11 protein-coding genes and 2 tRNA genes are annotated in these 12,510 nt (G+C 66.2%); 6 read left to right on the plus strand and 7 right to left on the minus strand.

The window, feature by feature from the left end:
• Positions 1–9: 9 nt before the first annotated feature.
• The 4 genes from LFT45_RS13725 to LFT45_RS13740 all read left to right on the plus strand — a co-directional run bounded on the left by LFT45_RS13725 (position 10) and on the right by LFT45_RS13740 (position 2,812).
• Positions 10–1,077, plus strand: a complete 1,068-nt coding sequence (locus tag LFT45_RS13725; RefSeq protein WP_236803850.1) for a sunset domain-containing protein — start codon at positions 10–12, stop codon at positions 1,075–1,077.
• Between the two features lie 84 nt (positions 1,078–1,161).
• A complete protein-coding gene (locus LFT45_RS13730) occupies positions 1,162–2,370 on the plus strand; it encodes a PQQ-dependent sugar dehydrogenase (RefSeq protein WP_442863628.1) in 1,209 nt (402 codons plus the stop codon).
• Between the two features lie 115 nt (positions 2,371–2,485).
• Positions 2,486–2,561, plus strand: a tRNA-Lys gene (locus LFT45_RS13735).
• Positions 2,562–2,736: 175 nt separating this feature from the next.
• Positions 2,737–2,812 (plus strand) — tRNA-Lys (locus LFT45_RS13740).
• 92 nt (positions 2,813–2,904) lie between these two features.
• Here LFT45_RS13740 and LFT45_RS13745 read toward each other — a convergent pair.
• Positions 2,905–3,933: a LacI family DNA-binding transcriptional regulator gene (locus LFT45_RS13745; protein WP_236803854.1), complete on the minus strand. Its 1,029-nt coding sequence runs from the start codon at positions 3,931–3,933 to the stop codon at positions 2,905–2,907.
• A 131-nt stretch (positions 3,934–4,064) separates the two neighbouring features.
• Here LFT45_RS13745 and LFT45_RS13750 point away from each other — a divergent pair, with 131 nt between their 5' ends.
• Both LFT45_RS13750 and LFT45_RS13755 read left to right on the plus strand, forming a co-directional pair.
• Positions 4,065–5,249: a Gfo/Idh/MocA family protein gene (locus LFT45_RS13750; protein WP_236803856.1), complete on the plus strand. Its 1,185-nt coding sequence runs from the start codon at positions 4,065–4,067 to the stop codon at positions 5,247–5,249.
• A gap of 2 nt (positions 5,250–5,251) precedes the next feature.
• Positions 5,252–6,265, plus strand: coding sequence for a Gfo/Idh/MocA family protein (locus LFT45_RS13755; protein ID WP_236803858.1), 1,014 nt, complete (start codon positions 5,252–5,254; stop codon positions 6,263–6,265).
• On the opposite strand, the gene LFT45_RS13760 is transcribed toward LFT45_RS13755, so the two are convergent.
• The 6 genes from LFT45_RS13760 to LFT45_RS13785 form a co-directional block, all read right to left on the minus strand.
• Entirely contained in the window at positions 6,176–7,285 is a 1,110-nt protein-coding gene (locus LFT45_RS13760) for a Gfo/Idh/MocA family oxidoreductase (protein ID WP_236809350.1), read from the minus strand. The genes LFT45_RS13755 and LFT45_RS13760 overlap by 90 nt on opposite strands.
• 25 nt (positions 7,286–7,310) lie before the next feature.
• Positions 7,311–8,237: an ATP-binding cassette domain-containing protein gene (locus LFT45_RS13765; RefSeq protein ID WP_236803860.1), complete on the minus strand. Its 927-nt coding sequence runs from the start codon at positions 8,235–8,237 to the stop codon at positions 7,311–7,313.
• 5 nt (positions 8,238–8,242) lie between these two features.
• A complete protein-coding gene (locus tag LFT45_RS13770; RefSeq protein ID WP_236803862.1) occupies positions 8,243–9,298 on the minus strand; it encodes an ABC transporter permease in 1,056 nt (351 codons plus the stop codon).
• Between the two features lie 56 nt (positions 9,299–9,354).
• Entirely contained in the window at positions 9,355–10,350 is a 996-nt protein-coding gene (locus LFT45_RS13775) for a substrate-binding domain-containing protein (protein ID WP_236803864.1), read from the minus strand.
• A gap of 138 nt (positions 10,351–10,488) precedes the next feature.
• Positions 10,489–11,283: a TIM barrel protein gene (locus tag LFT45_RS13780; protein WP_236803866.1), complete on the minus strand. Its 795-nt coding sequence runs from the start codon at positions 11,281–11,283 to the stop codon at positions 10,489–10,491.
• On the minus strand, positions 11,280–12,443 hold the full coding sequence (locus tag LFT45_RS13785) for a Gfo/Idh/MocA family oxidoreductase (RefSeq protein ID WP_236803868.1): 1,164 nt from the start codon (positions 12,441–12,443) through the stop codon (positions 11,280–11,282). Before LFT45_RS13785 ends, LFT45_RS13780 begins: the two co-directional genes overlap by 4 nt.
• Positions 12,444–12,510: the final 67 nt, after the last annotated feature.

Consider the following 12,510-nt stretch of genomic DNA (forward strand, 5'->3'; position numbering starts at 1 on the left):
GGTTTTGCTATGGAGTGGATTATCTGGGTCATTGTCATTGTTTTGATCATTGCCGTTGTCTGGTGGCTGCTGAATCGGAACTCGCGGGGAACGGCAGCCGACGCGGCACGGACCGAACAGGTGGCGCCCCGTGCCGGAGCCTCTCCCGCAGCGTCAACCGGAACGCAAGAGACGCCGTCGGCCGTTTCTGCCGCAGCAGCGGCGGCGGGACCTCCGTCAGCCACCACCCGGACCGTACCGGAAACAGTCCGCCTGGCAGAGCCTGAAACAGTGCCGGACGCCGGGCCGGACGCCGGGCCGGCGGCCGCGGAAGCCGCGCCGCTGGTGGGCCAGCCCACCCCTGCAGCCACGCGCCCGGACCCCGAGGACGTGGAACCGGACATCGAATCCTGGGAAGCCGCCACCGCCCGCCCTTCCTCGGCGCGGCCCGCCGGAGGAGATGTTGACGACTGGGACGACGACCAAGATAAGGCCGAATGGGATGCCCAGTGGTCGGATGCCGGCAGTGCAGAAACAGGCAGTGCAGAAACAGGCAGTGCCGCTGCAGGCAGTTCCACTCAACCCGCAGCACAAGAGCGTGCCGCACAGCCTGCCCCGCCGACGCATCACGCGGAGTACACGGAGCCCCATGCCCCTACCCTTCCGGGCGCGGAATCCGCAGCCGCCGAATCGATGGACGCTGAGGCCGAAACCCGGCAGCGGATCCAGTCCTCCGCCGCCACGGAAGCCGGAGCCAGCCACGAGGCCCAGCCCCACCACCGCGAACTCCAGCCGCATCATCTGGAACAGGGCTTCGGCGCGGAACGTGGTTTCGGCGAACAGCCCATCCATCGTGAACGGGTCGCCGATGTGAGCGAAGCAGCCGCAGGGGATCAGCCGTATGGCGAGGGATCGGCCGCGCCCGCAGCGGACGGCAGCGCCCCGGACGGATTCGCCGTCAAGGGCGACGTCAGCGCCATGACCTATTACGACGAAGACAGCGCCGGCTACGAGGACGCCCGGGCGGAGGTCTGGTTCCAGTCCCCGGCACACGCCGAGGCTGCAGGGTTCCGGGCGCCGCGGCGGTCCCGGCGCTAACGCCCAGCGGCGGTGGCAGATTGCGGACGGAGTAGGCGGATGACACGCAACCGCGCCGGGAAACCCGCAACGGCTGCAGCCGCCATGGCCCCGCCGTGCCTCCGGCAATTGACCGCGCGCGCGTATTCCGCCTTCGCGTTGTCCCTGGCCCTGGCATTGCCCCTGTCCGGCTGCACCGGTGACGGCGCTCAGCCTGGTCCGGGCAGCACGGGCTCCGCGGCCACCGGGGTTCCCGCGCCATCCGCCCCCGGCTCCGGCACACCGGGAACGCGTACCCCCGGCACGAGTGCACCGGCTACTTCCAGTGCGGCTCCGACACCGCCGCGGGCACCGGAAGTACGGAGCAGGATCGAGGGGCTGCAGGTTCCCTGGTCCACGGTGTTCCTGCCGGACGGCACGGCCGTCATCTCCGAACGCGATACCGCCCTGCTCAGATCTGTCCGGGACGGCAAGGTCAGCACCATCGGGTCCGTCCCCGGCGTCGTTCCTGGCGGTGAGGGCGGATTACTGGGCCTGGCACTGTCGCCCGGCTTTGCCTCGGACCGCTATCTCTACGCCTACTTCACTGCGGCCGATGACAACCGGATTGCCCGCATGCGCCTGGACGGCAGTGGGGCAGCTGGTGGTGCGGGCTTCCGCCTGGGTGAGCCGGAGGTGATCTTCTCCGGCATGTCCAAGGCCTCCACCCACAATGGCGGCAGGATCCGGTTCGGCCCGGACGGGTTCCTCTACGTCGGCACGGGAGACTCGCAGCGCCGGGAGCAGCCCCAGGACCGGAACGCCCTGGGCGGCAAGATCCTGCGGCTCACCGAGGACGGCGCCCCCGCGCCCGGCAATCCCTTCCCGAACAATCCCGTCTACAGCCTTGGCCACCGGAACGTGCAGGGCCTGGCGTGGGACAGCCAGGGCCGGCTCTGGGCCAGCGAGTTCGGACCCGACGTCAATGACGAACTCAACCTAATCCAGCCCGGAGGAAACTACGGCTGGCCGGAAGTCACGGGAGCGCCCCACCGCGACGGATTCATCGACGCCAAGATTGTCTGGCCGTCCACCGCAGACTCCTCCCCCAGCGGGCTTGAGATCGTCGGCAGCACGGCCTACCTTGGCGCGCTGAGGGGCCAGCGCCTGTGGGCTGTTCCGCTCGACGGCGAAAACGCCGGCAACCCTGTGGGCTATTTCACGCAGCAGTTCGGGCGGATCAGGAACGTTACAGTGGCCCCGAACGGGGATTTGTGGGCTCTGAGCAACAACCAAAACCCTGATTTTGCGCTGATTTTGCGGATTCCACGCTAAGCGGCACCATCCGCCCACTTCGATTTCACACCAGCCAAAACTTCGTGTAGAGTTTCATGTCGTTGCGGAGGTCAACGAGGGAAATAAAAGCCCTCGGACGAACTAAACAACAGATGCACCTCTAGCTCAATTGGCAGAGCAATTGACTCTTAATCAATGGGTTCCGGGTTCAAGTCCCGGGGGGTGCACCACCGAAGCCCCGCCTTCAAGGCCACGAGCCTGAAGGCGGGGCTTTCTCGTTCCCGGAATGTGCGTGGTGCTGGCCACCAGGCACGAGTTGTCGCAGCCGAAACTTCGTGTAGAGTTGGATGTCGTTGCGGAGGTCAACGGGGAAACTAAAGCCCGCGGATGAACGAAGCAGCAGATGCACCTCTAGCTCAATTGGCAGAGCAATTGACTCTTAATCAATGGGTTCCGGGTTCAAGTCCCGGGGGGTGCACCACCGAAGCCCCGCCTTCAAGGCCCCCTTGCCTGAAGGCGGGGCTTTCTCGTTCCCTCGGCATGGCCTCACGCGCGGCGCGCCTGCGGAGGATCCTAGTCCGGAGCACTGCCCGAGGATCCCCTGACCTGCAGCTCGCTGCTGACCAGATGCGTCCGGCCCGGCAGATCCGGGTTGCCCAGCCGCTCCAGGACGAACTTGCCGGCCTGGACCCCCACCGCGAGATTGCCGTTGTCCACAGAGGTCAGGGACAGGTGCCGGATGCGGGCCAGATACGTGTTGTCGTAGCCGACCAGGGAAATGTTCCCCGGAACAGTCACCCCCGCGTCCGCTGCCGCGGACAGCACGCCCATGCAGGCGATGTCATTGAAAGCGAAAATCGCCGTCGGCGGGGTGCCCGCGGCCAGCAGGGTGCGGGCTGCAGCGTAGCCGCTTTCCTCACTCATGCCGCCGGCCACCGTGCGCGGTTCCAAGCCGGCCGTTCGCATCGCCTGCTCGTAACCCGACCGCCGCAGGCGCCCGATCCCGTCGGGCCCCTGGAGGTGGGCGATGCGCTTGTGCCCGAGCGCAATGAGATGCTCGGTGGCCTTCCGCGCACCCGCGGCGTCGTCATTGACCACCACATCCACGCCCGGCAGCTCCGGATCAAGCGTGCCTGCCAGCACCACGGGAACCACGGCGGAGGCGGCCCTGATGGCGGTGGACTCCGTGGTTGTCCCCACCACTACCAGGCCATCAATCCGCTGCTCCAGCAGCGCCTCGACGGATGGTCGGCCGATCCTGCGGTCCGTGTAGGAGTCGGCGAGGACGGGGGAAACGCCGGCGGCGTGCAGGGAGGCGGAAAGACCCTCCAGGAGCTCAATGAACCAGGGGTTCCGGAGATCGTTGAGCAGAACGCCAACGGTCCCGGTGCGCGGCATCGAGAGCCCGCGGGCGAGTTTGTTGGGCCGGTAACCCAGTTCGTCCATCGCCTCAAGCACCGCCCGCCGTCGGGCATCACTGACGTTCCCGGAACCCTGCAGAACCAGCGAGACGAGTGACTTGGACACCCCGGCCCGGTCTGCCACATCACGGATGGTGGGCTTCGCCGGGGGCTGACCGCTGTAGGGGAACGATGGGCTCAACAGTGCTCCTCTTCACGTCATGGCAGCTGGTGCTGCCTGTCCGGTTCCAGCCTAAGGGGTTGACGAACCGGGCCTGTGCCATTGATTATGGACCGATCCAAGAAAATTCCAAAGAGCCAAAGAGGATCTTGATGAGTGAACCGCACGCACGGCAGTTGGTGGCCGGAATGGTTGGCGGCGGCGCAGGGGCAGACATCGGCAAGACGCACCGCCGCGCGATGCGTCTGGACGGCGAATATGACCTTCAGGCCGGCGTCTTTGGCCGCGATAGGGCCCGCTCCGCTGCCCTGGCGTCCCAGCTCGGCGTCCCAGAAGACCGGCACTACGCCGGTTACCGTGAGATGGCGGAAAAAGAAGCGCGCCGGGAGGACGGCGTCGATGTAGTGGTTGTTGCGACCCCGAACGACAGCCACTTCGAGATCGCCCGCACATTTCTCGAGGCCGGCATCTCGGTGGTATGCGAGAAGCCGCTGACCCGCGACTCAGTGACCGCCGCGGAACTGGTGCGGATCGCCGCTGACAACGGCGCCGTCCTGGCGGTTCCGCACGGCTACTCGGCCTACGCCATGGTGCGCCACGCGGCCCGGATGGTGCGCGACGGCCAGCTGGGAACGGTTACGTTCGCGGACGTAGAACACGCCTCTGGCTGGGCGGCCACTCCCCTGGAACAAGGCGGGCACAAGCAGGCCACCTGGCGGACGGACCCGGACATCGCCGGCTTCCCGAGCGTCGTTGGCGACCTCGGCACGCATGGCTTCCACCTCCTTCGCTACATCACCGGGCTCGAGGCCGAGAGGGTCTCCGGACGGCTGAAGACCCTGGTTCCGGGCAGGCGGGTCTTCGACCACGCCACGATCGAACTGCAGCTCTCTGGTGAGGTTCCGGGCCGGTTATGGGCCAGCATGGCCGCCGCCGGTCACAACCACGGCCTGCGGATCCGGGTCTTCGGCACGAAGGGAAACCTCGAGTGGCAGCATGAGGACCCACATCACCTGTTGGTGCAGGACCTCGACGGGACCACCACGGTGCTGACGGAAGGGCTCAGCACCCTGTCAGAGGACGCCTCCCGGCTCACCAGGGTGGGGTTGGGGCATCCCGAGGGATTCCTCGAAGCGTTTGCCAACTTCTACCGCGATCTCGCCGCAAAACTGCGCGCCCGCCGGGACGGCACCCTGCCGGAGACCCGGGAACTGTCCTTCCCCACCGGTTACGACGGCCTTGTCGGCGTCCGGTTCGTCGAAGCGGTCGCCGCTTCGAATGCCCAGGATGCCGCCTGGGTAATCCCGGCTGGTGCCGCGGAGAAGGTGGGGGTCTGACCATGCAGCGCTTCGCACTCCTCGGCGCAGGCTTCATTGGCTCGGTTCACGCCGCCAACCTCGCAGCCCACCCGGCCGCTGACTTCCGCTTGGTCTTCGATGTGGACCAGGACCGCGCGAAGGCCCTGGCTGCCAAGCATGACGCCCGGGCTGCCGCGGGCCTGGAGGAGGTGTTCGATTCCTCCTCCATCGACGCGGTGTTCATTGCCTCGTCCACCGACACCCATGCCGCACACCTGCGCCGTGCCGCCGAAGCCGGCGTGGCAGTGCTGTGCGAGAAGCCGATCGACCTGGACCTCGGGCAGGCCAGGGAGACTGCAGCCTTCGCCGCCAAGCACGCGGTGCCGGTCATGGTGGACTTCAATCGGCGCTTTGATCGCGACTACGCCGAGCTCAAAAGGATTGTCGACGCCGGGGAAATCGGAGATGTAGAGCTTATCCAGCTCACCAGCCGCGGCCCGGCCATGCCGCCGCTCTCCTACATCGCCACGTCGGGCGGACAGATGCGGGACCAGACCGTTCACTTCTTCGACCTCGCCCGCTGGCTTACGGGAGCGGACCCGGTTGAGGTCTTCGCCACCGGATCGGCCCTGGCCGAACCGCGGCTGGCCGAGTACGGCGATGTGGATACGTCCGTGGTGTCACTCCGGCTTCCCGGCGGCGCCCTGGTCCAGATCGACTGCGTCCGCCGCACCGGTTACGGCTATGACGAACGGATCGAAATCATGGGCTCTGAGGGCATGGCCGAGGCCGGCCGCCAACGTGCCGGCGCTGTGTCCCGCTACTACTCAGGGAAGGTGGTGGACGACGGCATGCACCCCGGCTGGTTTGAGCGGGTTCAGCCGACCTACGCCGCGGCCCTGGCCCACTTTGTGGCCGCGCTGGAGAATGGAACAGCGGGCGGCGGCGGTTCAGCCGTCACGCCGTCACTCGAGGATGGCTTGAAGGCCCAGGCCATCGCCGAAGCGGCAACGCTGTCTCTGCGCACCGGCAGAACGGAGACGATCCAGTACTGATCCGACTCCCGGCACCGGCTCCCCCGACTGCAGCGATGCCTGGGCAGCGTCCGCCACCATGGACGCTGCGACGGCGTCCTCCGGCGTGCACGGGTTCGGCCGCTGCCCCAGCACTACTTCCACGAAGGCCGCCATCTCGGCACGGTAGGCCGTGTGGAACCGCTCGGCGAACGTCAGGTGCGGCGGCCCAGCCGGGAAACCGACCCCGGGCTCGGCAGAAGACATCGCCATCTGCTCATCCATCCCTACCATGACGGACCCTGCAGAGCCCTGGAGTTCCAGCCGGACATCATGGCCCGCCCCGTTGTAGCGGGTGGCCGAGACCGTTCCGACGCTGCCGTCGTCGAACGTCACCACAGCCAGCGCGGTATCGACGTCGCCCACGGCACCGATTGCGGGGTCACCGTTGTTGGACCCCTTGGCGAAAACCTCCACGATTTCCTTGCCGGTGAGCCACCGGAGGATGTCGAAGTCGTGGACGGAGCAATCACGGAAGAGCCCGCCGGACGTCGCGAGGAATTCCACCGGCGGCGGCGTCACGTCGCAGGTGACCGCCCTGACCGTGTGGAGCCATCCCAGCTCCCCGGCGTCGAAGGCGCGCTTGGCCTCCAGGTAGCCTGGATCGAACCGGCGCTGGTGGCCGATCTGCACCGTGCCGGCCGCGGTCCGGATGTGGTCGAGCACAGGCAGTGATTCCTCGACATTCACGGCGACGGGTTTCTCGCAGAACACCGGGATTCCCGCGTCCACTCCCGCCCTGATCAGGTCCGGATGCGTGGCGGTTCCGGTAGCAATGACCAGACCATCGATGCCGGAGTCAAGCAAGGCTTCGGCGGAGGGCAGGAGCCCGGCACCAATTCCGCCGGCCAGGGCCCGGGCATGCTCCGCGGCAACGTCGGTCAACTTGAGGTTCACCGTGATGCCCTGCGGCTTCATCAGCCCATTCAGGCCGGTGATGTTGCGTGCGTGCATCGCACCGATCCTGCCCACTCCCACAAGTCCAAGAGTTACTTCTTTGATGCTGCTGCTGCTTGTCACGGCTCCCCTACCCCGATGCCCGGCTGGTGTCGGCAGTGGAGTCAGTCACGCCGGCGACCTCGGCCTGGACCTGCTTGACGACGTCCCCGTGGCCGCCGAGCTGTTCGAGTTCGTGGGCCAGTTCGGCCAGTTCGGCGCCGCCTGCCATCTGGGCGGTGAGTTCGTCGAGGGTGATGTCCTTCTTGTCGTAGTAGCCAATCGACCTGCCGCGCTTGAGCAGCAGGAACCGGTCTCCGACGGGGAAGGCATGGTGGGGGTTGTGGGTGATGAAGATGACGCCCAGTCCGCGGTCGCGTGCCTGCAGGATGTAGCGCAGCACGACGCCGGACTGCTTCACCCCCAAAGCGGCGGTGGGCTCGTCCAGGATCAGGACCTTCGCGCCGAAGTACACGGCGCGGGCGATCGCGACGCACTGGCGTTCACCGCCGGAGAGCTGGCCGATGGGCTGCTCGACATCGCGCAGGTCGATCCCCATGTCCGCGAGTTCCTTCTTGGTGATGTCCTTCATGGCCTGGACGTCCATGCGCTTGAAGGGACCGAAACCCGTGGTCAGCTCGGAGCCGAGGAAGAAGTTGCGCCAGATGGGCATCAGGGGAACGACTGCGAGGTCCTGGTAGACGGTGGCGATGCCGGCATCCAGGGCGTCACGGGGCGAATCGAATTTCCGCTCCTCGCCCATGATGTGGAGGACACCTTCATCGTGCTGGTGCAGGCCGGCGATGATCTTGATCAGCGTGGACTTGCCCGCACCGTTGTCCCCGAGCACGCAGGTCACCCTGCCGTTGTCCACAGCCATCGTGACGTCCGTGAGGGCGACGATGTTGCCGTAGTGCTTGCCCACGCTGTCCAGTGAGAGCAGGTGCACCGGGGTGTGGGTCAGCGGATCCTTCTCGTCCCGGAGGAGTTCCTGCTGGTCGATTTGTTTGGCGTCCATGGTGTTCAGCCCTTACTTGAGTCTGCGCGGCGCTTGACGATCAGGTTCACGATGGTGGCAAGGAGCAGCATCAGGCCGAGGAAGAACTTGAACCAGTCCGGGTTCCACTGCGCGTACACGATGCCCTTGTTGGCCATGCCGAAGATGAAGGCGCCGATCGCGCCGCCCACTGCGGATCCGTAGCCTCCGGTCAGCAGGCACCCACCGATCACGGCGGCGATGATGTACAGGAATTCGTTGCCAACGCCCTCGCCGGACTGGACGGCGTCGAATGCGAACAGGTTGTGCATGCCCAGGATCCAGCCGCAGAAGCCCACGGCCATGAACAGGCCGATCTTGGTCGCCTTGACGGGAACGCCCACGGCACGGGCGGCGTTGGCGTCGCCGCCGACGGCGAAGATCCAGTTGCCCACCTTCGTGCGAAGCAGCACCCAGGAGGCGATGGCAACCAGGGCGATCCAGATGAAGACGGTGTTCTTCACGTCCACGCCGCCGATGTTCACCGACGAGGAGAAGATGGCCTGCGCGGACTCATAGCCGTCCATGTTGGAGATGGACGGTGATGAGACGCCGCCGCCGATCATGCGTGTCAGGCCCAGGTTCAGGCCGGTCAACATCAGGAACGTGGCGAGCGTGACGATGAAGCTGGGGAGCTTGGTCTTCATGAGGATCCAGCCGTTGATGAAACCGATGCTCAGCGACACCACAAGCGCCAGGATCACACCGACCCAGACGTTCATGCTGAAGTACCAGCTGAACATCGACGCCGTGAGCGCGGAACTGATGACCGCGACGCCGGTGGACAGGTCGAACTCGCCGCCAATCATCAGCAGCGATACCCCCACCGCCATGATGCCGATGGTCGAGGATCCGTAGAGCACGGTGGCGAACGCGTTCGGCTGGGTAAAGGTCTGGGACACCGCAGCAAAGAATATGAAGAGGACGATGGCTCCCACAAGGGCGCCCACCTCGGGACGGCCAAGCAGCTTCTGCAATGGATTGCGCCTGCCGACACGTTCGTCGGTCACCGCCGGTTTGGAAATTGTCTGGGTCATGGTCATTGGAATGCTCCTTGCTGCCCGGTCCGGCGTTTCCGCCGGGCCGGGCTGGCGGACTGCTAGCGGATACCCTGCTGGGCGAAGGTGAGGGCGTTGGCTGCGCCGGCCTTGTCCACGATGGTGGGGCCGGTCAGGACAGGCTGCCCGCCGCCGAGCTTGAAGCCGCCGCGCTTGGCCTGCCACAGCGCGTCCACCGAGCCGTAGCCCTGCAGCCAGGGCTGCTGGTCAACGGTGAATTCAACGGTGCCGTCGGCGATCTTCTGGGCGAGTTCGGCGTTCATGTCGAAGGAGGCCACCTTGGCTTTGCTGCCGGCCGTGGTCACCGCTTTAAGGATGGTGAGCGTGTAGGGCGCACCCAGCCCGATGATGACGTCGGCATCAGCGGTGGCCTGCAGTTTGGCGGTCACTGTGGAGGACACCTGGGTCATGTCAGTGCCCTGCACGTACAGGATCTCGGTGGCCGGAACCTTGGACTTCACGCCAGCACAGCGGGCTTCCAGGCCGACGTGGCCCTGCTCCTGGATAACGCAGACGGGGTGCTTGAGTCCGAGGGAGTTGAGCTTGTCACCCACTGCTTCACCGGCGAGTTTCTCATTGGAGCCGAAGTGCGTGAACGCCCCGAGCTGGGCGAAAACGGATTCACCGGCGTTGAGGCTCACCACGGGGATGCCGGCGTCGGTTGCCTTCTTCAGGGCGTCTTTCAGGGCGTCCGGCTTGGCCAGGGTCACAGCGATGCCGTCCACCTTCTGGTCCACGGCCTGCTGGATCAGCTGGGCCTGGCGGCCGCCTTCGGGGTCCGAGGTGTAGAGCAGCTCAACGTTGTCCTTTGCGGCGGCTTCCTCAGCTCCCTTGCGGACGATGTCCCAGAAAGTGTCTCCGGGAGCGGCATGCGTGATGAGCGCGACCTTGATCCGCGGCGTCGACGCAGCCTGCCCGCCGCCTCCGGCGTTTGCGTTCTCCTCCGGCCTGCCACCGCTGGACGAACAGGCGCTCAGCGCCATCATCGGCACGACGACGGCTACCAGCGCCGCCCTCCGCCATGAAAATTTCTTCACCGAAAATCTCCTTTGATTCGGGTTCCGGCCGTGCCACGCCTCACCGGCCGGAATGTTGATATCTCTGATCATCGTGACTCGAGTCACAGTTGTCAATCTTTGTCCTAACATTAGGACGATATTAGTTTTGCTGCTGACCTACTCGCCCGTGAAGGCGTGCCGGAAGGCCGCCAGAGCCTTGTCCCCTGCGGCGACTCCTGAACCGCCCGACGCAGCGGCCTCAAGGCCAATGACGCCCGAGTAGCCGACGTCGGCAAGCGCCTTGGCGACGGCACTGTAGTTGACCTCCCCCGTTCCGGGCTCGAAGCGGCCCGGGACATCGGCCACCTGAATTTCCCCGATCCACGGCTGAGCCCCGCGAACAAGTTCAATCAGGTTTCCCTCGCCGATCTGGGCATGGTAGAGATCCAGCATCATCCTTACGTGCGGGTGGTCGGCTGCGGACACCAGCGCCAGGGTGTCCTTGGCCCGCGCCAACGGTATGCCCGGGTGGTCCAGGACCGTGTTGAGGTTCTCAAGTGCAAAGACCACACCATGCCGCTCACCGAGCCGGCCCAGCCGCTCCAGGGTGCGGAGGCCGGTCAGCCACATCTGGCCGGTGGAGCGGTGAAGGGGCCGCACGGCAACCCCGCCGTCGCCGAGTTCCGCCGGGTGCACCACCATGCGCTCGACACCCAGCTCCAACGCGGTGGGAATGAGTTTCTCCGCCGATTCAACGACCCGGTCCGCGCTGTCCGGGTCAATGAGGCTGCCGCCGAAGTAACCGCTCATGGAGGAGAAGCGGGCACCCGTCGCGGCGAGCGCTGAAATGTCCCGGTTCCGTGTGTCCCAGAGTTCCACCTCGAACCCCTGCCCATGAATGCGCTGTACCCGTTCGACGAGGGGCAACTCGCCGTAGATCATTTCCGCGCATGCTGCCAGCCGGAAGGTCATGCGCCTTGTCCTGTGGAGTGCAGCCCTGCGGAGTGCTGCCCTGTGAGATGCAGTTCGGTGGGCTGCAGCTCGGGCTCGGCCGCCTGCAGGTGCGCCACAGCCGAAACGTCCACCGGGAGGCCGCTCTCATGCGACCGGATCGCCGCCAGTGCCACGGCGAGCGCATTGCGGGCATCGACGCCGCCCGGAACAGCCGCTCCCGCTGCGCGTCCGGCCCGGCGGGCCGCAACGCCCTCGACGAAGCGGGCGAGTTCAGCGGTGTAGGCGTCGTGGAAGAGGTGGATGTTCAGCCGCACGGTGTCCGAGGCAATGCCCGCGGCGGTGTAGCTCACGGCACTGGATGCCTGCGGCCCGCCGACGGCGACCATGCCGGCGGATCCGAACACCTCACCCCTCACGTCATAGCCATAGAGGGCGTTGAAGTTGGCTTCGGCCACTGCGATGGCCCCGTTGCTGTAGGTCACCGTGACCACCGCCGTGTCCAGCAGCCCCCCGGCTTTCGCTTCCGGCGCCACCAGGGCGTCAGCCACTGCATGCACCTTCACCGGAACCGCTCCCGGGTTCAGCCAGTTCAGGGTGTCGAAGTCATGGATCAGCGTCTCCAGGAAGATCGTTCCGGGCGCGATCCGCTCCGGGGACGAGATTCCGGCCGCGGTGCCCGGGTCCCGGGTGAGGGAGCGCAGCAGCTGCGGGGTGCCCACGGCGCCGTCGTCGATGAGTCTCCTGGCGGCGGCGAAGTCCGCCGCGAAGCGCCGGTTGAAGCCAAACTGGACGTTGACCCCGGCGGCGTCCGCGGCGGCCAGTGCCTCATCCAGTTCTTCGACGGTGCGGCCGCCCGGTTTTTCGCAGAACACGTCTTTCCCGGCCCGGGCCGCAGCTGCGATGAGACCTGAGTGGAACTTTGCCGGCGATGCCACCAGGACCGCGTCAATGTCCGGGTCGCCGATCACGTCCGCCGGATCTGAGGTGATTCTGGCAACCCCGAGCTTGCCTGCCAGTGCCTCGGCGGCGGGAAGAGCAGGGTCAGCGATGGCATCCAGCCGTGCATTGGGAATCCGGCGGGCCACTGACTCGGCGTGGAAGGCGCCGATCCAGCCGGCTCCAATCAGGCCGAGGCGGACGGGGCGGTTGTCGCCGGCCGTTTGCTGGACGTAGGTCATGTTGCAATCCTCTTCTCAGGGCATCTAGATCGTTCTAGTGGCATGATCGTGGCACAGTTTTTAGCCA

It is taken from the genome of Arthrobacter sp. FW305-BF8, from assembly GCF_021789315.1.
Taxonomy (GTDB): domain Bacteria; phylum Actinomycetota; class Actinomycetes; order Actinomycetales; family Micrococcaceae; genus Arthrobacter.